Below are 21678 nucleotides of genomic sequence, written 5' to 3'. Positions count from 1 at the left end.
CACGGTAGAAAGGGAAACGCGACAGGCCACCAACCATCACCCCGCCGCCGGCGCCCGGCAATGCTTCGCCGCATGAGGAAAAACAATCCCCCGATAGGCACAATCAATAACCGTGGGCCGCCGAGGCGCGAGCGGTCCGGGCCTTCGCGACCCGGCAGACCTCGGCCGGCCGGTGCGCGGAGCGTCGGCGATCCGCTGGTCACGCCCGCTTCCCGGCTTTCGTCGGCGCTGGTGCGCACGGCTTCCCGCTCGTCTCGGCCCGGCCGCCGTTCGTCCGTGATTCGGCTCCGGTCGTGCTCGAGCGGTTGCCAGGCCCCGATGCGAGCGAAGAAGCTCTCCGGAGAATAGCCGAGTTCAGGGCGACGATACCGGATAATCGCGCCGGCGGAGCCCTCGGCGGGCAACGGCGCCTGTTTGTCCTGCCGTTGTCGCCGGTCGACCGTGCGGGAGGACCTTATGAGGCGCGAATTGCCGGATTCCATTGTGGCCGAAGTGCCTTCCGTGCCTCGTGGCCGGCGTTGACGAATGTTGATTCATTGCCTCGGGGCCGCCGCGGGCGGCGGCTATCCACAGTGGAATTGCGCCTGCGCCGGGTGCGGCAAGGCCCGCGCGAAGCCGGAGCACGCGACGGCGCACGCCGGGATCGCGGTTTCCGGCGACGGCGAGCGGTGGTTCCTGTTCAACGCGACTCCCGACGTCCTCCACCAGATCGCGGCGGATCCCGTGCTGCATCCCGGTCCGGGCATCCGGGAGACGCCGGTCGCCGGGGTCGTGCTGACCGACGCGGAATTCGACCACACCATCGGCCTGCTGATGCTGCGCGAGGAATCGTCGCTGACGGTGCACGGGACCTTTCCCGTGCTGGAGGCGTTGAACCTCTGGTTCCCGGTGCGGCAGCTGCTGAGCGACTACGCCGACATCTCCTGGTCCGAGGTCCGGGCGGGCGAGCCGGTCGATCTGGACGACCGGGTGCGCGCGACCCCCTTCCTGACCGGTTCCAAAGCTCCCCGCTACGTGGGGAATTCCCAGCTCCGCGAACAGCCGGCGGAATGGGAGGTCGGCTATCGCCTGGAAGACAAGCTGACCGGCGGGATCGCGGTCTACGCGCCGACGGTGCCGCGATGGGACGAGAAGTTCGAGCAGCAGGTGGCGCCGGCCGACTGCGTGTTCGTGGACGGGACGTTCTGGACGGACGACGAAATGTCCAAGACCGGCGCGGGAAACCGGACCGGCCGGTCGATGGGGCACCTGCCGGTCAGCGGGGACGGCGGATCGGCTCGCGCGCTCGCCGCGCTGCCCGCGAAGCGGAAGATCTACACGCACATCAACAACACGAATCCGATTCTCGACGAAGAGTCCCCGGAACGGCGCTGGGTGACGGACTTGGGCATCGAAATCGGCCGAGCCGGCTTGGAGGTGGAAGTATGAGCGTCAGGTCTGCCGAGGAGTTCGAAGCGCACCTGCGGTCCATCGGAGAGAAGCGGTACCACCATCTGCACCCGTTCAACGAGCGGATGCACGCGGGCGAGCTGTCCGAGGCGGAATTTCGCGGATGGGTGCGGAACCGCTTCTACTATCAGATGAATCTCCCGAAGAAGGACGCGTTCATCCTGACCAAGCTCCCTGGCCGGGACGACCGGCGCAGGTGGATCACGCGGATCACCGACCACGACGGCCGCACCGGCGACGAAGGCGGCCTCGAAAAGTGGGTCCGCTTGGGGAAAGCAGTCGGCTTGAGCCGGGAAGAACTGTACGACGTGGACACCGTTCTGCCCGGCGTGCGGTTCGCGGTCGACGCGTACGTCGACTTCTGCCGCCAGAAGCCGTGGCTGGAGGCGGTCGCGTCGGCGCTGACGGAACTGTTCGCGCCGGACCTGCTCAGCAGGCGGATCACCGATGTCCGGCGCCATTACCCGTGGATCGCGACGGAGGGCCTGGACTACTTCCGGGCCCGGCTCACTCAGCAGCCCAAGGACATCGCGCACCTGCTCGAATTGGTGGTCGAAAACGCGAAGACCGAGCAGCAGCAGGAAGCGTGCGGCCGAGCGCTGGAGTTCAAGTGCGACGTGCTCTGGAGCCTGCTGGACGCCGTGGAACTCGCCTACCGCAAGAGTTCGTGATGAACGAGCCGGAACTGACCGCCGTGCCGAAGCTGGCGACGAAGGCGATGCTCAAGCACGACAACGTCCGGGACGTCGAATTGCTCCTGTTGCCCGAACGCGTGGTGCTGCTGAACAAATCCGGGGCGGCGATACTGGGACTGTGCGACGGCAGCCGGACCGTGCGGCAAGTGGTCGACCAGCTCGAACGCGACTTCCAGGCCGCCGATCTCGCGAACGACGTGATGAAATTCCTGCACGACGCGCGAGGCCGGGGCTGGGTGGTGGTCGCATGACCGGCCTGCCGCAGCCCTACGGCCTGCTCGCCGAGGTCACGCATCAGTGTCCGCTGCATTGCGTCTACTGCTCGAACCCGCTGAAGCTGCTCGACCGGCAGGACGAGCTGGCCACCGAGGACTGGGTGCGGGTGATCCGCGAGGCCGCCGGGCTCGGTGTCGTGCAGGTGCACTTTTCCGGCGGCGAACCGCTGGTGCGCGGCGATCTGGAGACACTGGTCGCCGAATGCCGCGGCCTCGGGCTGTACACGAACCTGATCACCAGCGGCCTCGGGCTGACGGAGGGCCGGGCGGAAGCTCTGGTCGCGGCCGGGCTCAACAGCGCCCAGCTGAGCATTCAGGGCGACGCCGCCGAGTCGACGAACTTGGTCGCGGCCAGCAAGCGGTTCGACAAGAAGGAGGCCGCCGCGCGCATCATCCGCGACGCCGGCCTGCCGTTGAACATGAACGTGGTGCTGCACCGGCTGAACCTCGACCGGCTCGACGCGATCATCGACGTCTGCGCGGAATGGGGAGCCGAGCGGCTGGAACTCGCCAACAGCCAGTACTACGGCTGGGCGCTCCGCAACCGCGAGCGGCTGATGCCGAGCAAGGCCCAGCTGGACGACGCGGTCGCCGTGTACGAGCGCCGGAAGGCCGAACTGGGGGAGCGGATGGAACTTCTCTGGATTCTCCCGGACTACTACGAGCCCTACCCGAAGCCGTGCATGGGCGGATGGGCGCAGAACGCGCTGACCGTCGCACCGGACGGCACCGTGTACCCGTGTCCGGTGGCCGCCGAGATCACCACGATGGCCTTCTCCTCGGTCCGCGACCACGACCTGGAGTGGATCTGGACGAAATCCGAGGCGTTCCAGGCCTTCCGGGGAACGGCGTGGATGCCGGATCCGTGTCAGAGCTGTCCGCGCAAGGAGATCGACTTCGGCGGCTGCCGCTGCCAGGCGTTCGCGTTGACCGGCGACGCGGCGCGCACCGATCCGGTGTGCCAGCACTCCCCGGACCATCACCTGGTCCAGGACGCTCTGGTCCGCGCCAACCACAGCGACGGCGAAGCGGCGGACCTGGTTTACCGGCGTCCCGCCGTGCGGAGGCACTGACGGATGTCACCGGCAGGCACCAAACTCACGGAGGAAGAGGCGTCGGCGCGGTCCGCGACGGTCTCGCACGTCCGGTACGAGGTGGAACTCGACCTGACGACGGGCGAGCACGAGTTCGCGACGAGCACCGTCGTCCGCTTCCGCGCAGAGCCTGGCGAGGTCTTCCTCGACTTCGCGGGAACAGCCGCGTCGGTGGAGTGCAATGACCGTGAACTGGGGCCGGCGGCACAGGCCGGGACCCGCATCCGGCTGATCGCGAGGCCGGGGGAGAACACGGTGCGCGTGGGCGGGACCGCTCCGTATTCGCGCACCGGCGAGGGCTTGCACCGTTTCCGCGACCCGCTCGACGGGCAGGTCTACCTGCACACCAAGTTCGAGCCTTTCGCGGCGCACACCGTCTTCGCCTGTTTCGACCAGCCGGACCTGAAAGCGACGGCCGGCCTGACCGTGACCGCGCCGGATCACTGGACGGTGGTCGCCAACACCGACCCGGAAAAGCTGGTGCCGCTGGAGGGCGACCGCACCAGCTGGCGTTTCGGGCCCACACCGCCGCTGCCGACCTACTTGACGGCCTTCGCCGCCGGCCCGTTCCGTCGCGTCCAAGCCTTGCACGACGGACTGCCGCTGGGCCTCTACGCGCGGAACTCCCTCTACCGCGCATTGACCAGCCAGGCGCCCGAGCTCTTCGACGTCGTCCGCCGCGGGCTCGACTTTTACCGCCGGCTGTTCGACCTGCCGTACCCGTTCGCCAAGTACGACCACGTTTTCGCCCCCGAGTACGCGTTCGGCGGCATGGAGCACCCGGGCTGCGTCACGCTCAACGAGCGGTTTCTGTTCCGGCACCGGGTCACCGAGGACACGCGGCGAAGGCGAGCCGAACTGCTGACGCACGAGATGGCGCACATGTGGTTCGGCGACTGCGTGACGATGCGCTGGTGGGACGATCTGTGGCTGAACGAGGCATTCGCGACCATGATGTCGGTCGTCGCGCAGCCTGAAGCGACGCGGTACGGCGAAGGCTGGACCGGCTTCGCGCATCACAACCTTCCCCTCGCCCGGCACGCTGACCAGTTGCCGACGAGCCACGCGATCCGGGTGGCGACGCCCGACACCGACGCGGCGCGCTCGAACTTCGGCCCGATCGTGTACCGGAAAGGCGCGGCGGTCCTGCACGAGCTGGCGGAGCGGCTGGGCTGGGACTCGTTCGTCGCGGGGGTGCGGAGTTACCTCCGGACGCACGCGTGGGGCAACGCCGGTCTCGGCGACTTCGTGGCCGCGCTGCAGCGGGCTTCAGGCGAAGAGGTCGGCCGGTGGGTCGAGGAATGGCTGCTGAGCAGCGGCGTCAATACCGTCGAAATGGTCCGGGACCGGCTTGTCCAGCACGCGGATGTTCCGCCGCGGCGGCTGAACCTCCGGGTCGCCGCGTTCGACGACCGCGAGGGCGAGATGGTGCTGCGGCGCCGCGCGCACGTTTCGCTCGATTCGGCCGAGCGCGAGCTGACCGGCTTCGGCGATGCCGATCTGGTGGTGCCCAACGACGACGCGGTGAGCCACGTCAAGGTCCGGCTGGACGCCCGGTCCCGGCAGAAGGCGCTGGCGAGCTTGTCCGCGGTGGATGATCAGCGGGTGCGGGCGGTCGTCTGGGGAGCGTTGTGGGACGAGGTGCTCGACGCGCGCTTGCCGGCGCGGAGCTACGCCTCGGCCGTTCTCGCGCACGGCCCGGGGGAGAGCGACGCCGGGATACTGGAAGCGCTGCTGGATCGCGCGGTGCGGGCGGTCCGCGTTTACGGGGATCCTTTCCGCCGCACGGAGATGCTGGCGACGCTGGCGCACCGGGTGCGGACACTGCTGGCCGCCGAAGCTCCGGGGAGCGATCGCCAACTGGTCTTCGCCCGTGCCCTGGTCGGCGTCGTCCCGGCCGGGGAACACCGTCTGCTGAGCGAAATCGCGTACGGACGATCCCCGTGGGCGGACCTGGAAGTGGATCGGGATCTGCGCTGGCGCGCGGTGTTCCGCCTCGCGTCGACGGGACAAGACCTCGACGGATGCCTGGATGTCGCGGTGGATGCGGATCCCGGTGACAGCGGCCGCCGGAACGCTTTGACCGCGGAGGCCGCCCGGCCCGCGGCGGCAGCCAAGGAAGCGGGCTGGGAGCGGCTGTTCAACGGCGAATTTTCGCTCGCCGAGCGGAAAGCCGTCATGGCGGGACTGGCGCAGCCCGAGCAAGAGGAACTGCTCACCCCGTATGCGGACCGCTACTTGAGGACGCTGGAAAGCATGCCGGGCGCCGTCGAACCGGAGTTCGCGGTGGCCTTCGCTCGCGCGCTCTATCCCCATTTCACCACCGCTGAGCAGCGCGTGCTGGCGGGTACTGACAGCCTGCTGGAAAGCACGGTGCTGCCGCGGAACGTGGTGAAGGTCCTCCGTGAGGAGCGCACCGAACTGCTGATCATGCGTGCGGCGCGCGCGTGCGACACCGCGCTTCGAACGCACTGAATGGAAGGCGCAAGGCTTCAGTCGCGTGGGCAGACTGAAGCCTTGCGCCGGCTGGAGTGGCTGTCAGCCTCGGTAGAAGTAACCAGTGGCTTCAGCGCAAACCTCGACGACCGTGTACTCCGGCGTTTCCCACTTCACGTTATTTCCTCCTGTAGAAGGATTCCGGGCGAGTGCTTCGCCGGGAAGCATCCGCGACGCGGCGCGAGTGCGGCCACCGATCTGAGCCGGACGGACGGGAAATAGCCACGGACGGCGGTCTTTCGGTGCCGAGCGGGATAAAACCCTTATCCGCCAAGGCGTTTCGCCGCTCGACGGCCAGCGGGGAAGGCCGGAAACCCCCGCAGGTGACGTACTGTGCACCGTTCGTCTTCACAGCGGCTACGTTCGTGTCCCTCGGATTGACCAGGCTCACCGGCCAGTGCAGGCTCAGTGCACACCGCGGGTCCCGTGACCGCGGGTCGCGCAGTCCGCGCACCGTCAGTGCTGCTTTCTCAGGCACAGTACGACGTATTCCGGAGCGAGAGGGGGAAATCGTGGTTCTTCCCTCAAAAATGCCTCAGCTCGCCGACCTCGACCTGCTGCTGTCCGTCGAACGCTACGGCAGCGTGGGGAAGGCGGCGCAGGCGCACAGCCTTTCCCAGCCCGCGGCCAGCATCCGGATCAGTGCCATGGAACGCAGGCTCGGCCTGCGGCTGCTCGAACGTTCCCCGACCGGGTCGAAGCTGACCGAGGAAGGGGAAATGCTCGCGAAGTACGCCCGCAACGTGATGCACGCGGCGCGGGAGCTGCTGGAGTTCGGCTCCGGTTCGTCCGGCGCGAGCCGGTTGCGGGTCGCGGGCAGCCCGGGCGTGTCCGAGCACCTGATCCCGGAATGGCTGAACCGGTCCGGGCTCTCGTTCGGCGAGGTGCGGGTGGAGGTGCGGACCGGCCGCGTCGACGAGCTGCGGCAGCTGATCCGGGCGGACCAGGCCGACGTCGCGTTCATCGACGGCTGGTGCCAGGCCGGAAGCCAGCTGCCGAAACAGTTCCGGGAAGGCCTGGTCACTCGGTACATCTGCGACGACAAGCTGGCCGTGGTCGTCGGGGCGGTGCATCCGTGGGCGAAGCGCCCCGGTCCGGTGACGGTGGAGGAGCTCGCCTCGGCCCAGCTGGTGGTGCGCGAGCGGGGATCCGGGCTCCGGGAGTTCACCGACGAACTGCTGGGTTCCGCGCGTGCTTCGCGCAGCTATGTCGAACTCCCGTCCAGCGCGGCGGTCAAGCAGGTGGTCGCCGCGGGCAGGCGGGTGACCGTGCTGAACATCTCCACCGTCCGCTCCGAAATCGCGGACGGCAGGCTGCGGCTGGTCCCGGTCGAGCAGGAGATGCCGGCGAAGCCGATTTACGCGGCGTGGAGCGAACGCCGGGGATTGCCCGGCCACGCGAAGGAGCTGGTCGAGATCGCGGCGGCGAAGGGCAGTCCCATGCCAGGCCCGCGGCCTGGCCCGAAAGTCACTAGCACAGGAGGAGTAACAATCGATGTCCACTCTTGACAAGATCGCTCGCATCATGGTCTCCGACCGGCGCGGAATCCTCGCCGCCGACGAGAGCATCGGGACGATGTCTTCCCGGCTCGAAGGGGTGGGCGTCGAAGCGACCGAGGAGAACCGGCGCGTGTACCGGGAGCTGATCGTCACCACTCCGAAGCTCCCGGAATCGGTCAGCGGCGTCATCCTCGCCGACGAGACGTTCCACCAGAAGCTGTCGAACGGCCAGACGTTCCCGCAGTTTCTCGCCGACCGCGGCATTCTCGCCGGGATCAAGGTCGACACCGGGGCGAAGCCGCTGGCGGGGGCGCCGGGCGAGAACGTCACCGAAGGGCTCGACGGGCTGCGCGATCGCGTGAAGAACTACGCGGCGCTCGGGGCGACCTTCGCCAAGTGGCGGGCGACGATCACGATCGGCGACGGGCTGCCGTCGGACCGCGCGGTGCGGGCCAACGTGCACGCGCTGGCCCGGTATGCCGGTCTGTGCCAGGAAGGCGGCATCGTGCCGATCGTCGAGCCCGAGGTGCTGATGGACGGTTCCCACTCGCTGGCGAAGTGCAAGCAGGTGACGACTTCCGTCCTGCGCTCGCTGTTCGACGAGCTGAGCCTGATGCAGGTGCAGCTCGACGGCATCGTCCTCAAACCCAACATGGTGGTCGCCGGCAAGGACTGCCCGGAGCAGCCGTCGGTCGAAGAGGTCGCGAAGGCCACTGTGGACGCTCTGCGGGAGACGGTGCCGTCGTTCGTGCCGGGGATCGCTTTCCTGTCCGGCGGGCAAAGCCCGGAAAAGGCGACCGAGCACCTCGCGGCGATGCAGAAGCTCGACCCGCTTCCGTGGGAGCTGACCTACTCGTTCGGACGGGCGCTGGTCGGGCCGGCGCTGGAGACCTGGCGAGGCGACGAGAGCAAGCGGGAAGCCGCGCAGAAGGCGCTGTCGGACCGGGCGGTGGCGAACGCGGCGGCTCGCTGACCGTCCGACGAGGAAGCTCGGCCGATGCGAGCCACGGCTGGCATCGGCCGAGCTGGGCCAAGGGAATCTCCCGTTCGCGCACAGGATGGATGTCTATGAAGAGCAAGGAATGGCGCCTCGCCGCCGCGGAGACTGCCCGGCGCCCGGACGACGCCCTTGCCCTCGAACTCGTGCGCGGCACCGAGGCCGCCGCGCTCGCGGCCGGACGGTGGGCCGGGCACAGCGACGACAGCGCCGGACTAGCCGCCATGGACGCGATGCACACGTCGCTGCGCTCGGTGGCGATGGACGGCGTAGTGGTGCTCGGGGCGGGCTCTCAGGACGATGCCCCCGCCCTCTTCCACGGCGCGGAGGTGGGCACCGGCGAAGGCCCGGTGTGCGATATCGCGATCAGCATCGGCGATGGCGTGCTGTCGGAGGCTAAGGATGTGCCGCGCGCGCTGACCGCGGTGGCGGTCAGCGCGCGCGGCGCCATGGCCGACCTGGCTTCGCAGCACAGCATGGAGAAGCTGGCGGTCGGCCCCGGCCTCGCGGACGTCGTCGACATCACCCGTCCGGTGGCGGAGAACCTGCGGAGGATCGCCGGGGCGAAAGGGGTGCGGGTGTCGGACGTCGTCGTCGCGACGCTCAATCGACGCCGGCATGTGGAGCTCGCCCGGGAAATCCAGGACGCTGGTGCGCGGGTCCACTTGGTGGAGGGCGGCGAGGTCGCGGGCGCGGTCGCCGCGGCGAGGCCTGAACATCCGATCGACGTGTTCCTGTGCACCGGGAACGCCGTGGAAGGAGTCATCGCTGCCGCCGCGTTGTCCTGCCTTGGCGGATCGATGCAGGCGCGGCTGGCGCCGGAAGGCCCCGCGGAGCGGCCGGGCGCGGTTCTTCGCACCGAGGACCTGGTCGGCAAGGAGAGCGTGGTGTTCTGTGCCTCCGGGGTGACCAGCAGCGAGCTGCTGCGCGGCGTCCGGAACGACGGCGCGGGCCGCACGACCGTTCGGTCCCTCGTGCTGTGCTCGGATCCGGACACGGTGCGGGCGATCCGGTCTGAACACCGGTACGTCCGGGAGCGCGGCCGTGCGTGAGGCCGAACCTCTGCTCGCTCGTTACCGCGGGCTGATCTGCGACCTCGACGGAGTGGTGTACCGCGGGGCTTCCGCTGTCCCGCACGCGGTCGAGACCCTGAACGAGGCGGCCGCGTGCGGACTGCCGGTCGTCTTCGCGACGAACAACGCGTCCCGTCCTCCCGAGGACGTCGCTGACCACCTGCTCGAACTGGGGCTCGCCGGGGACGACTGGTCGGTGGTCACCAGTTCCCAGGCGGCCGCGGCGTATCTGGCCGGGCGGCTGGCTCCTGGCGCGCGAGTGTGCGCGGTCGGCGGCCCGGGCGTTGCCCGTGCGCTGGCCGAAGCCGGGTTGACGCCGGTCCGGGTCGCGGACTTGGCGGGCGCGCCGGTCGAGGCGGTCGTGCAGGGACTCGGCTACGACATCACGTGGCGGGAACTCGCGGCTGTCGGCTGCTTGGCGGAAGCCGGAGCTGTGTGGGTCGCCACGAACGTCGACCGCACGCTGCCCACGCCGTACGGGAAGGCTCCGGGCAACGGCGCGCTGGTCGCCTTGGTGCAGACCGCGACGAGCGCGTCCCCGCACGTGGTCGGAAAGCCGAAGGCGGCTTTGTTCGACTTGGCTCGCGCTCGGCTGGGCACTGCTCCGCCGGACACCTTGGTGTGCGGGGACTTGCTGGGCACCGACATCGAGGGGGCGAACGCCGCCGGCCTTGACTCGCTTTTCGTGCTGAGCGGATCCTCCCGGCTCCGCGATCTGGCTTTCGCGCAGCGGCGTTCCCGTCCGACGTATGTCGCCGCCGATGTGAGCGGGCTGCTCGCCCCCGCGCTGCCGCTGGACAGCACCTCGGCCGAGTGCGTCGCCGGCCTCGGGCCGGACGGCATCCCCGCGCTGCCCGGCGGCGGTGACAACGGCCGCTTGCTCCAGGCCGTCGTCGCGGGCGCGTGGGCGGCTCGCGACGGCGGCCGGGCGATCTCCGACGACGCGCGGTTGTGGGAGCGGATCGAACAGCAGCTCGGCGTCGCCGGTCCGGGGTGATCCGGGCGCGGCCGCCGAGAAGGGGGCGCGCTGCGTTCTGCTTGCTGGCCGAGCGAGAAGATCGCTCCGCCGCTGTCCGGCGCCGGACAGCGGCGGACGGTCATTTCCCGGGCAGGGCAGGCGGTTCGCCGGTGCGTTCGTACTCCGACAGCAGATCGATCCGGCGCTGGTGCCGTCCGCCCTCGAATTCGGCGGTGAGAAACGCGTCGACGATGCGCTCGGCCTCCTCGACGGTGTGCATCCGCGCGCCGATGCCGGCCAGCAGTGCGTTGTTGTGCTGGCGTGCCAGCCGGGCGGTGTCCTCGTTCCAGGCCAGTGCCGCGCGTGCGCCGGGCACCTTGTTGGCGGCGATCTGTTCCCCGTTGCCCGAACCGCCGATGACGATGCCGAGGCTGCCTTCGTCGGCGACGACGCGCCGCGCCGTCTCGACGCAGAATGGCGGGTAGTCGTCGCCGGCGTCGTAGGCGGCGGGGCCGACGTCGGTCACTTCGTAGCCGAGGCCGGAAAGCCGTTCGGCGAAATGGTTCTTGAGTTCGAGGCCGGCGTGATCAGAGCCAAGATAGATTCGCACGGCGGCGAGTCTAGTGTCGTGCCCGGCGGATTGGCGGGAAACCTTTGCCGGACAGTCATTGGAATGCCTTATCGGCCGGAGTCACGGTGTCGCTGCCGTCGCAGGGGCGTGCGCGGCCGCTCCCGCTCGTCGACGGCGGCGCACCGTTCGGCACCGGTTGCCGACCGCTGGTGCACCGCCGGTTGCTGCCGCCGTGTCAAGGCGAAGAAGCTGGATCGTGACCGGGAGATTTCGTGACGGTGTCCTCGAGATCGAGCGGTTTTCGGGAGCAGCCAGCAGAAGGAGAACGACATCATGTGGGAAACCCCGGAGTACACGGTCATCGAGGTGTGTGCTGAGGCCACCGGCTACTTCTACCGGCGCTGACAGCCCGGCCGCACCGGCCGTGTTCCGCGAATAGGCATGGGCGCGAGGTTCCGGACGCGGGACCTCGCGCCCATCTCCGAGCGCGCTCGATCCCCCTGGAGAGGCGGTCCCCGTGAATCTCGAATTTCTTCCGCTGGTGGCGCTCGCGTTCGGCCTCAGCCTGGACAATTTCCGCTCGTCGATCGCGATCGGAACCATTCCGTTCGGCTGGCGCCGAGCGGTGCAAGTCGCCCTGGTCTTCGGACTCTGGGACGCACTGGGCCCGCTGCTGGGCGGGTTCGCCGGCCGCTACCTCGGCGAATTCGTCGGCGACTGGGGCGAGTACGTCGGCGTGGCCGCGCTGGGACTGTACGGCCTGTACTTCCTCGTCTCGGCGATCCGGAACCCGGAGACGGAAGCGGAAGACCTGGACCATCCGTGGGTGACGCTCTTCGGGCTGCCGTTTTCGCTCACCGTCGACAACTTCCTCGCCGGGGCCGGTCTGGGGATCGCCGGATTCTCTTTGGTGATCCCGATGTTCACGTTCGGCGCGATGACGGTGGTGCTGTCGCTCGCCGGGCTGTTCGTCGGCCGGATGGCCGCCAAGGTCATCCGGATCCGGGCGGATCTGCTCAGCGGAATCTCGCTCGTCGGCGCGGCGATCCTGTTGCCGCTCGCCTTCGACTGAGCGACGGGGGAGGACCGCGATGCCCGAGAATCCCGACACCCACGTCTATCGCACCTACGACCAGGTCCTGGCCGGTTCCGGCCGGTCCGGCAGGCGGAATCCTCCGGTGGCAGGCGGGACATCCGGCGACTGGTGGCCGCGCCGGCTCGACCTGAAGGCGCTGCACCGGAACGGTCCCGCGAGCGACCCGATGGGCGCGGATTTCGACTACGCGCGTCACTTCGCGACGCTCGATCTCGACGAACTCGCGGGGGACGTCGACGAGGTGCTGACGACCTCGCAGGAGTGGTGGCCCGCCGACTTCGGCCATTACGGGCCGCTGGTGCTGCGGATGGCCTGGCACGCCGCGGGAACTTACCGCGTCCGCGACGGCCGGGGCGGGGCCGGCGCCGGAATGCAGCGCTTCGCTCCGTTGAACAGCTGGCCGGACAACCGGAACCTGGACAAGGCACGCCGGCTCCTGTGGCCGGTGAAGCGCAAGCACGGCCGCAAGATCTCCTGGGCGGATCTGATGGTCTTCGCGGGCAACCGGGCGCTGGAGTCCATGGGCTTCAGGACTTTCGGGTTCGGGGGCGGCCGCGCGGACGTGTGGGAGCCCGACGAGACGTACTGGGGCCCGGAACGCAAGTGGCTGGCCGACGAACGCCACCACGGCCTGCACGAGCTCGAAGAGCCGTTGGCGGCGGAGGAAATGGGGCTGGTCTACGTCGATCCGCAAGGCCCGGCCACCAATCCCGACCCCGTGCTGGCCGGTCGCGACATCCGCGAGACCTTCAAGCGGATGGGGCTGAACGACGAGGAAACCGTGGCGCTCATCGGCGGCGGGCACACCTTCGGCAAGACGCACGGCCCGGCGGACCCGAACGCGACCGGCGGCCCCGAACCCGAGGGCGCGCCGCTGGCCGCGCAGGGCCTCGGCTGGCTGGGCGGCAAGGGCCCCGACGCGGTGACCAGCGGGCTGGAGGGCATGTGGACCCGCACCCCGGTCACCTGGGACCACACCTTTTTCGAAACGCTTTTCCAGTACCGGTGGGACGTCGAGCTCAGCCCGGCGGGCCTGTGGCAGTGGATCCCGAGCGGCGGAGAGGGCGAGGGAACTGTTCCGGATCCGTTCGACCCGGACGCGAAACACCATCCGGTCATGCTCACCACCGACCTCGCGCTGCAGGAGGACCGGGTCTACGCGCCGATCGCGCGGCGGTTCCTCGAGAACCCGGAGGAGTTCGAGGACGCGTTCGCGCGCGCCTGGTTCAAGCTGACGCACATCGACCTGGGACCGATCGAGCGCTACCTGGGCCCGCTCGTCCCGGCGGAACGGATGATCTGGCAGGACCCGGTGCCGGAGGCGGACCACGAACTCGTGGACTCCGGCGACATCGGTGCGCTCAAACGGGAAATCCTCCGCTCCGGGCTGACTGTGGCGCAGCTCGTTTCGACGGCATGGGCGTCCGCGTCGACCTATCGGGACAGCGACAAACGCGGCGGGGCGAACGGCGCGCGGATCCGACTGGAACCGCAGCGCGGCTGGGCGGTGAACGAACCTGAGCAGCTGGACGTCGTTCTGGCGGTGCTGGAAGAGATCCAGCACCGATTCGCCGCGTCCGCGCGCGGCGGCAAACGCGTCTCCCTGGCCGATCTGATCGTGCTCGGCGGATGCGCCGCGGTGGAACAAGCCGCCGCGGCGGGAGGCTGTCCGGTCGAGGTCCCGTTTCGGCCAGGGCGCACCGACGCGACCCAGGAATGGACCGACGTCGCGTCCTTCGGCGCGTTGGAGCCGGCAGCGGACGGCTTCCGCAATTACCTGGGCAGCGGATACCGCATGGCCCCGGAACACCTGCTGGTAGACCGGGCGAGCCTGCTGACGCTGACCGCACCGGAGACGACCGTGCTGGTCGGCGGATTGCGAGTCCTCGGCGCCAACCACGGGGGATCCCCAGCCGGGGTTTTGACCGCGGCCCCGGGTGTTCTGACCAACGACTTCTTCGTCAACCTCCTGGACACGGGAACCGAGTGGGAGCCGCGCGGCGACGGCTACGAAGGCCGCGACCGGGCCACCGGAGAGGCGAAGTGGACGGCGAGCCGGGTCGACCTCGTCTTCGGCGCGAACGCCGAACTGAGGGCGATCGCCGAGGTCTACGCCGGCGACGACGCGCGTGAGAAGTTCGTCCGGGACTTCGCCGCTGCCTGGGCGAAAGTCATGGAACTCGGCCGGTTCGACCCGCGCTGAGGATCCTCTCGTGCTGAGGTCCGTGAAGGGCTCCTTGAGGGAATCTGGTTCCCGCAAGGAGCCCTTCACGACCCTCGCCGCCGATCTGACTCAGGGTTCCCCTCACAGACGTCAGCCGGAGCGGAGCAGCAACGCGGCCCCGTCGATGCTGCGCATCGCCCGTAACGACGCCGCGCGCCGCGCTACTGAGAAAACCCAATGTGTCCATTGTGGACTCTACCGGTGTGGTCCCGCGCACACGAGCGGTACCAGCCGGCGGGGGAACGGCGCCGATCCGCCCTTCGGTGGCAACGGATATCGGAATTGCTTTCCCCGGCGTAGGGTCGGATTTCGTTACCGGCTCGGGAATTTCCCCGGTCGACCCGGTAATCGATGCGGGTGCTTCGGGAAAACTGTCAGAAGGTTCACGTGTGCTGACGAGGAGGTGACGTCCGATGACCATTGCCGAAGAGCGAGAAGACCTCTTGGCGGAACTCAGCGGACAGAACAAGGCGACGATCGGAGCCGTGCTCGGCACGGGCTCGGTCGGCAAGGCGACCGAGCGTGCCGACGGCACCATGGAAGCGACCATCCGGATTCCGGAGGACGCGATGCAGTGGGAGCCGGGGATCCTGATCCTGCCGCACGGCGGCGTCCTCGAGCTGACCATCATCAACGACGACAAGAACACGCACGCCTGCCTGCTCCCGAGCAACGGCGACCGGCAGTTCATCGGCCTGCTGAACCACTCCAAGGGCAGCGCGCGGCTCGAACTGGACGGCCCCGGCTGCTACTGGTACGGCTCGCCGGCGGGCAACGACGAGGGCAGGGGCCTGACCGGAGCCATCGTCGTCACCGGCGAGGTGCCGCCGGAAGCCAAACTCGACCGACCCGCCCAGCCGCGGCCGTAACAGGGAGGAACAGCCATGACCCTCGAATACGTCGACGCCGGCCGGGCGTTCAACCACAACAAGCTTTCCAACATGCCGCACAGCGCTCCGGACGTGACGAGCGGCATCAACTACGAGCGCATCCTTCAGGCGCGCAGCGAATCCCAGAACTGGATCACCTATTACGGCGCTTACGACGGCCAGCGGCACAGTCTGCTGGACCAGATCAACGCCGACAACGTCAAGAACCTGAAGGTCGCCTGGATCCACCAGGCGAGCGCGACCGGCGTGATCGCCTCCACCTCGACCTACGCGTTCGAGGCGTGCCCGATCGTCGTCGACGGCGTCATGTTCGTGACCGGCTGGGACGGCTGGCTCTGGGCGCTCGACGCGCGGACCGGCGAGCAGCTGTGGCGCTACAAGCACGCGATTCCGGTCGACGTGACGCTGTGCTGCGCGAACGTCAACCGCGGCTGCGCGGTCGCCAACGGCAAGGTCTACATGGTGACCCAGAACGCCCAGCTGGTGGCTCTCGACGCGACCAACGGCGAGAAGGTCTGGCAGAAGACCATCGGCGACGTGCGCGCGGGCGAGAGCGCTTCGATCGCCCCGCTGGTCATCAAGGACACTCTGATCACCGGTTCCGCCGGTGGCGAGTACGGGGTCCGCGGCCACATCGACTGCTGGGACCTCGAGACCGGCGAACAGCGCTGGCGCACCTACACCGTCCCGAAGCCGGGCGAGCCCGGCTCGGAGACCTGGCCCGCCGACGGCGAGGCATGGCAGCGCGGCGGCGCGAACCACTGGGTCACCGGCACGTTCGACCCTGAGCTGAACCTCTACTACGCGGGCACCGGCAACCCGGCTCCCGACTTCGACGGCGAGGTCCGCGAGGGCGACAACCTCTACACCGACAGCGTGGTCGCGCTGGACGTCGACACCGGCGAGATCAAGTGGCACTACCAGTTCACCCCGCACGACCTGTGGGACTACGACTCCACGATGGAGATGACCCTGTTCGAGCGGGACGGCAAGAAGCTGCTGGCCCACTTCGACAAGAACGGGTACATGTTCGTCCTCGACCGCACCAACGGCGAACTGCAGCACGTCACGCCGTTCGTCGACCGGATCGACTGGGGCGTCATCACCCGCGACGGCAAGGTGACGCCGCGGAAGTACCCGGACAAGGAAGGCGAGCCCTGCCACTTCTTCCCCGGCCCGGCCGGTGCGAAGGAATGGACGCACGCGTCGTACAACCCGGACCACGACCTGTTCTACGTGCCGGTCGCCGACGTGGGCGCCACCGCCACGCGGCGCCGTCGCGAGTTCAAGGAAGGCATGCCCTACTGGGGAGCCGCCGTCGAGGTCGACATCGACAACATGGCCGGTTCGGTCAGCGCGTTCGACTCGCACGGCGAGGAGAAGTGGCGCTACCGGATGGATCTGCCGATGGCCGCGTCGACGCTCAGCACCGCGGGCAACGTGGTGTTCGCGGGCACGCCCGCCGGCGAGTTCATGGCGCTGCACGCCGAGACGGGCGAGAAGCTCTGGAGCTTCCAGTGCGGCAGCGGGCACCACAGCAGCCCGAGCACCTATTCCCTCGACGGCAAGCAGTACATCACGGTGCCGGTCGGCTGGGGCGGCTGGCTCGAAGGCATTGTGCCCGGCATGTCCGGCCAGGGGCATGGCGCCGCGGTGATCACCTTCTCGCTGTGACCGGAGAATCGGTGTCGGCGGGAGACCTCAGGAAAACTTCCGGGAGTTTCCGTTAGGGCCCGCCCGGTGCTCGAATCGCCCCGACGATTCGAGCACCGGGCGGGCTTTTTTCCCGATAAGCAACGACCGGAAAGGTGAGCTGGAATGAGCCAGTCGTCGACGGCGAATCCGGGACCCGGAGCCGAACTGCTTTCCTGCTGGAATTGCGGGGAGGATTACCGGCAGGAGGACCGTGCGCGCCATACCGAACCGGTGCGGTGCGGGCCGTGCATCGTGTGCGCCGGAAAGCCGGCGTGCTGCAGTTGCCGTCTCATGTATTGCGTGTGCGAGGTGCACCGGTACCGCGGCTGAAGAGCCTCAGATCGCCAGCGCCCGCCGCACCGCCGGGGTGTTCCGCCGGGAAACCGGCACCATGGTCTGTTCCTGGTCGTCCATGACGAGGAACAGCTCGCCCTTGTAGCGGCGTTCGACCTCGCGGATGCGGCTCAGGTTCACCACGTACTGGCGGTGCACTCGCAGGAAGCCGGCGTCGCCCAGTTCGGTTTCGAGCTTGTCGAGGCCGGGAGAGGCGGAGCGCAGCCGTCCCTGGTCGGTCGACAGCCACACGTCATTGCCGTCCGACTGGGCGAAAGAGACTTCCGGAAGCCGCAGCAGCACCATGCGGTTTTCGCGGGTCGCGACCATCCGGTGCGGCTGCGCCCGCTGAGGGCCGTCCTCGCCGGACCGGGGCAAGGGAACGCCTTCCGACGTCCCGAAGGTGACCAGGTTGCCCAGCAGGTGCCCGGACAGGAACACCGGCCGGAAGCTGATCGGCATGGGTTCGGCGGCGAGCCTGGTGAAGATCTGCGTCGAGCCGAGCCAGTCGTGATTGCGCGTCGCCTGTTTCGCGGCGTAGACGGAAGCCTGGATGAATTCCGGCAGTTCCGGTTTCCACCGCACGGCGGGATCGGGGGCGGGCGTCGAGCCGGGAATGCCGAGAAGCACGCTCGCCGTGTCGTCGGCGAGCACCACCCGCCCCGAGGGATCGACCGCGGCGAGCGCCGCGCTCGAGCGCGCCCTGGCGTCGTTGAAGGAAGCCATCAGCTGGGCGCCGTCGTCTTGGGCGCGCCGGCGAAGAATGCGCTGGGTCATCGTGGCTGCGTTGCTGAGCCAAGCCCCGGCCGCGCCGGGAAGATCCCCGCGCCAGCACGAGATGTTGAGCACCGCGACCGATTCCCTCGTCACCACGTCCCGGATCGCGACACCGGCGCAGTTCCAGTCGTGGAACGCCTGGCACCAGTGTTCCGCGCCGCGGATCACCACCGGCGCGTAGGACATCAGCGCGGTGCCCATGCCATTCGTTCCGGTGGCCCCTTCGGACCAGCAGAACCACGGCGCCAGGTTGGCCTCGGCGGCGACGGTGCGGGTGGCCGGGTCGCCCCATTGGGCCAGGACCCGTCCGCTCGCGTCGGTGATGGTCACGATGCCGCCGCCCGCATTGACCTCGTGCGCGAGCGCTGCGGCGCGGAAGCCGAGTTCCGCGATGACGACGTCGCGCTCCAGTGCCTGGTCGACTTCGGCGACGGCGACCGGAGCTTCGGTGAGGAGCGGATCGACCCGGAACTGGTCCCGGCACCGGTGCCAGGAAATCGCGACCTCGGGCCGCACGCCGCGGAGGTCGTCCTCGCCCCGGGCGAAACGTTCCCAGGCCTGGTACACCGTTGCTTCGCCACGGTTGCGTGCTGCCGCGTCGAGCCGGCGTACGTCCGCCATGTGAGACCGCCTTTGGTCCGGTGCAGATCCGAACGGGTGCGGCCCGGGTCGTCCGGGCGCTCACGGAAGCTAAGCTCCGGCTCGGCGCGGCGGCAAGCCGAGCGGGATGACTGCGGGCGAATGCCGGATGAACGGCGGCGGAACGAGGACGACCGGCGGTCGTCCTCGCACCAGCGGCGGACCGGCCCGGACCGGGCCTGCCTGCCCTACCCTTCGGAGCGCGCGGCGTGCGCTTGACCTGGGCGGCGCCGCACGGAACGATTTTCCGCCGAACGGCCACGAGCCGGGAACATCGTCCCGTATGACGGGAAATCCGGATCGCCCGCCCGCGGCGGGACAACGATCTTGTTTGTCTACAACTTCGTGACTGGGCGACGCGGACATGTCTTGTAATGCCGCGCTACGCCGAGTTACGTTGGTTACCGCTGTCACAGCCCGGCGGTCCCAGGGGACCCCGGTGCTCGAGGCGACGAGGAGGTCGCGATGACCGTGAGCGTGCCGCCGTTGGCGATTGCACCGAGTGAGTCCGGCAGACGCGGCGACCTGGCGGGCGGCTCGCTGGAAACCTCGTCGTCAGCGAGAGAAGTGGCTCAGGCCTGGGAGAGCTTCGCCGCGGGAGAGGACATCGAAACCGGCGTCCGCCCGGAGATCCTGGCGTCGTGGTACCGGTGCCGGGACCGCTACGAGGTGGACCGGACGCTGGACGTCGCGCCGGGCGCACGGGGCGACGACATCCAGCGCCTCGACAACGGCGTCATCTTCACGACGCTCGGCGGCCTCGGCGCGCTGGCCGGTCGTGAAGTGGAGCAGGACGGCGCCGTGGTCACGGTCGCGGACGGCGACGGGCGCGTCCTCGGCGCGTGGGGCGACCCCAGCGCGCGGCGGCGGGCCGAACTGCACAACCTCGCCCCGTGGTCGTCCTGGTCGGAGCAGTGCACCGGCACGAACGGGATGGGCACTTCGCTGGAAGTGTCCGGTCCGGTGACCGTGACCGGGCCGGAACACTGGTGCGAAGCGTTCCACCGGTGGTCCTGCGCGGGCATCTCGGTCCGCGACGTGGTGACCGGTTCGCCGGTCGCGTCGATCAACATCTCGCGGTGGAACGCGGCGTTGTCCGAACTGGTGCCCGCGTGGCTGACGAAGGCCGCCGCCTGCGTCGAGCAGGAGATCTACCGGCGCGCCATTTACGAGGCCGACAAAGTGATCTCCGAGTTCAACCGCAAATGCGATCAGGTCGCCGATCCGTTCCTGGCGATGGACCGCGGCGGCAATGTGATCGCGGCGAACGACGAGGCGGTGTCGCTGCTCGGGCTGACTCCCGAAAGCGGTATTTCGCCGGGCGCGACCGAACCGGCGAAACGCTGGACCCCGGACATTTCCGGGCTTCCCGAAGTAGTGCGGTGGGCCAAGGAACGCGCGCAGGGGCCGGCTCGCTGGAGCGGCTACGCGTGCCTGCCCGTGAGCCCGGGAGAGGACGCCACCCCGGTGACCCTGCGGCCGGTCCTCGACTCGGACCACGTGGTGGGGATGCTGTGCGTGTTCGGGGTGCGAGAAGGGGAACCGTACGAGGAACGCGCGGAAGCCGCGGTCGGCCCGCTGCCCCGGCGGATCGTCGGGATCCGCAACGAGCGGCTGGTGCTGCTCGCCCCGTCGGAGATCCGCTACGCCGAGGCCGACCGGAACATCGTGTGGCTGAACACGGAACGGGGAAGGATCCAGGCCGCGACCCGGGGACTGGACAACATCGAGCGTTCCCTGCTGTCCTGCGGGTTCAGCCGGGTGCACCGGCGGTTCCTGGTGAACCTGCGCCGGGTTGCCGAGCTGGAACGGGGCATCAAGGGCGAGCTGTTCCTGATCATGGACCCGCGGTCGCACGAGTCGGTTCCCGTGTCGCGGCGGCAGGCTCCCGAGCTGCGGAGGATGCTCGGCATCTGAGGTCCGCGGCGGGAGAGGCGATCGGGCGCACGGGAGCGCCCGGCAGCCGAAGCGCGGCGGCGCGGGCGCCCTCGTGCGGAGGATGCCCGGCGGCCGGACTTCGCGGCGGCAGGAACCCGTGCCGCGGAGGACGCCCCGGCAGCCGGGCCGGTCTCGCGGCCGCGGCCTCCTGCCCCGCGGGGCCGCGGCTCAGCGTTTGGCGCTTTCTGCCTGCCTGCGCAGCCCTTCCACGGCGCGGGCCGGGTCGTCGGCCGCGTACACCGCCGAGCCGGCCACAAAGCAGTCGACGCCGGCCTCCGCCGCCTGTTCGATCGTGTCGCCGTTGATGCCGCCGTCGATCTCCACCACCAGGTTCAGGTGCCCGGTGTCGACCAGCCGCCTCGCGGTGCGCGCCTTGTCCAGGACCTCGGCGATGAACTTCTGCCCGCCGAACCCGGGCTCCACCGACATCACCAGCAGGGTGTCGTAGTGCTTGAGCACGTCCAGATACGGCTCCAGCGGGGTGTTCGGCTTGATCGCGAGTCCTGCTCTCGCTCCTGCCGCGTGCACGTTCTTCGCGAGCATGACCGGATCGTTCGCGGCTTCGACGTGCACCGTGACGTTGTAGGAACCCGCTTCCGCGTACCCGATCGCCCACCGGTCCGGGTTTTCGATCATCAGGTGGCAGTCCACCGGGATGTCCGTCGTCGCCAGCAGCGACTGCACGACCGGCAGGCCCAAGGTCAGATTCGGCACGAAATGCGCGTCCATGACGTCGACGTGCAGCCAATCCGCACGTCCGTGCACGGCGGCCGCTTCGTCGGCGAGCCGCGCGAAATCGGCGGAGAGGATGGACGGGGCGATCAATGGTTTATTCGACACGAGACAAATCGTAATTTCGGTTCGCCGCCGACGGGCATTGCTTGTGCGTATCGGGGGATTGCTTTTGCGCATGTGGCGCGGTGTTGCCGGAAACGGACCGGCGAGGCGATGGTGGAACGGAGTTCATCGACGACGGCGA

At 69.0% G+C, this 21678-nt stretch carries 18 protein-coding genes; 14 read left to right on the top strand and 4 right to left on the bottom strand.

Features of this window, described 5'->3' with window-relative positions:
• On the bottom strand, positions 1-482 hold a 482-nt coding region (locus WA670_RS44740), incomplete at its 3' end, for a hypothetical protein (protein ID WP_336162243.1).
• Positions 483-525: 43 nt separating this feature from the next.
• Between WA670_RS44740 and pqqB the strand changes: the two genes are divergently transcribed.
• From pqqB to WA670_RS44695, 9 genes are all read left to right on the top strand, one after another.
• The gene (gene pqqB, locus WA670_RS44735) at positions 526-1428 is read left to right on the top strand and encodes a pyrroloquinoline quinone biosynthesis protein PqqB (RefSeq protein WP_037820718.1); all 903 of its coding nucleotides are present in this window, start codon (positions 526-528) and stop codon (positions 1426-1428) included.
• Positions 1425-2120 (top strand): pyrroloquinoline-quinone synthase PqqC, encoded by a 696-nt coding sequence (gene pqqC, locus WA670_RS44730; RefSeq protein WP_037820720.1) that lies wholly within the window; start codon positions 1425-1427, stop codon positions 2118-2120. The genes pqqB and pqqC overlap by 4 nt, the downstream gene beginning before the upstream one ends.
• Positions 2120-2395: a pyrroloquinoline quinone biosynthesis peptide chaperone PqqD gene (gene pqqD, locus WA670_RS44725; RefSeq protein WP_037820723.1), complete on the top strand. Its 276-nt coding sequence runs from the start codon at positions 2120-2122 to the stop codon at positions 2393-2395. The genes pqqC and pqqD overlap by 1 nt, the downstream gene beginning before the upstream one ends.
• Positions 2392-3492, top strand: a complete 1101-nt coding sequence (pqqE, locus tag WA670_RS44720) for a pyrroloquinoline quinone biosynthesis protein PqqE (RefSeq protein WP_238605284.1) — start codon at positions 2392-2394, stop codon at positions 3490-3492. Before pqqD ends, pqqE begins: the two co-directional genes overlap by 4 nt.
• A 3-nt stretch (positions 3493-3495) precedes the next feature.
• The gene (gene pepN / locus WA670_RS44715) at positions 3496-5988 is read left to right on the top strand and encodes an aminopeptidase N (protein WP_238605285.1); all 2493 of its coding nucleotides are present in this window, start codon (positions 3496-3498) and stop codon (positions 5986-5988) included.
• 551 nt (positions 5989-6539) lie between these two features.
• Entirely contained in the window at positions 6540-7517 is a 978-nt protein-coding gene (locus WA670_RS44710; RefSeq protein WP_037820728.1) for a LysR family transcriptional regulator, read from the top strand.
• Positions 7504-8481: a class I fructose-bisphosphate aldolase gene (locus WA670_RS44705; protein WP_238605286.1), complete on the top strand. Its 978-nt coding sequence runs from the start codon at positions 7504-7506 to the stop codon at positions 8479-8481. Before WA670_RS44710 ends, WA670_RS44705 begins: the two co-directional genes overlap by 14 nt.
• 95 nt (positions 8482-8576) lie before the next feature.
• Positions 8577-9557 carry a fructose-bisphosphatase class II gene (locus WA670_RS44700; RefSeq protein WP_037820730.1) on the top strand — a complete coding sequence of 327 codons (981 nt, stop codon included), beginning with the start codon at positions 8577-8579 and terminating at the stop codon, positions 9555-9557.
• Complete coding sequence (locus tag WA670_RS44695; protein ID WP_336162238.1) at positions 9550-10575, top strand: HAD-IIA family hydrolase; 1026 nt, start codon at positions 9550-9552, stop codon at positions 10573-10575. Before WA670_RS44700 ends, WA670_RS44695 begins: the two co-directional genes overlap by 8 nt.
• Positions 10576-10675: 100 nt before the next feature.
• Here WA670_RS44695 and WA670_RS44690 read toward each other — a convergent pair whose 3' ends face one another.
• Complete coding sequence (locus WA670_RS44690) at positions 10676-11146, bottom strand: ribose-5-phosphate isomerase (RefSeq protein ID WP_336162237.1); 471 nt, start codon at positions 11144-11146, stop codon at positions 10676-10678.
• Between the two features lie 478 nt (positions 11147-11624).
• On the opposite strand from WA670_RS44690, the gene WA670_RS44685 reads away from it, so the two are divergent.
• The 4 genes from WA670_RS44685 (at position 11625) to WA670_RS44670 (ending at position 16991) form a co-directional block, all read left to right on the top strand.
• Positions 11625-12179, top strand: coding sequence for a manganese efflux pump MntP (locus WA670_RS44685; RefSeq protein ID WP_199818213.1), 555 nt, complete (start codon positions 11625-11627; stop codon positions 12177-12179).
• Positions 12180-12198: 19 nt separating this feature from the next.
• Positions 12199-14406, top strand: a complete 2208-nt coding sequence (gene katG, locus WA670_RS44680) for a catalase/peroxidase HPI (RefSeq protein WP_336162234.1) — start codon at positions 12199-12201, stop codon at positions 14404-14406.
• A 434-nt stretch (positions 14407-14840) separates the two neighbouring features.
• Positions 14841-15296, top strand: coding sequence for an MSMEG_3727 family PQQ-associated protein (locus tag WA670_RS44675; protein WP_037820734.1), 456 nt, complete (start codon positions 14841-14843; stop codon positions 15294-15296).
• A 15-nt stretch (positions 15297-15311) separates the two neighbouring features.
• The gene (locus WA670_RS44670; protein WP_037820735.1) at positions 15312-16991 is read left to right on the top strand and encodes a PQQ-dependent dehydrogenase, methanol/ethanol family; all 1680 of its coding nucleotides are present in this window, start codon (positions 15312-15314) and stop codon (positions 16989-16991) included.
• 357 nt (positions 16992-17348) lie between these two features.
• Here WA670_RS44670 and WA670_RS44665 read toward each other — a convergent pair whose 3' ends face one another.
• Positions 17349-18743 (bottom strand): DNA-binding protein, encoded by a 1395-nt coding sequence (locus WA670_RS44665; protein ID WP_037820736.1) that lies wholly within the window; start codon positions 18741-18743, stop codon positions 17349-17351.
• A gap of 483 nt (positions 18744-19226) precedes the next feature.
• Here WA670_RS44665 and WA670_RS44660 point away from each other — a divergent pair, with 483 nt between their 5' ends.
• Entirely contained in the window at positions 19227-20678 is a 1452-nt protein-coding gene (locus tag WA670_RS44660) for a DNA-binding protein (RefSeq protein WP_037820738.1), read from the top strand.
• 189 nt (positions 20679-20867) lie between these two features.
• Here the strand turns inward: WA670_RS44660 and rpe are convergent, their stop codons facing one another.
• Positions 20868-21524 carry a ribulose-phosphate 3-epimerase gene (gene rpe, locus WA670_RS44655; RefSeq protein ID WP_134734447.1) on the bottom strand — a complete coding sequence of 219 codons (657 nt, stop codon included), beginning with the start codon at positions 21522-21524 and terminating at the stop codon, positions 20868-20870.
• Positions 21525-21678: the final 154 nt, after the last annotated feature.

This window comes from Amycolatopsis sp. VC5-11 (genome assembly GCF_037034185.1).
GTDB classification, from domain to species: domain Bacteria; phylum Actinomycetota; class Actinomycetes; order Mycobacteriales; family Pseudonocardiaceae; genus Amycolatopsis; species Amycolatopsis nivea.
This window is presented reverse-complemented; position numbering and strand designations above follow the sequence as displayed.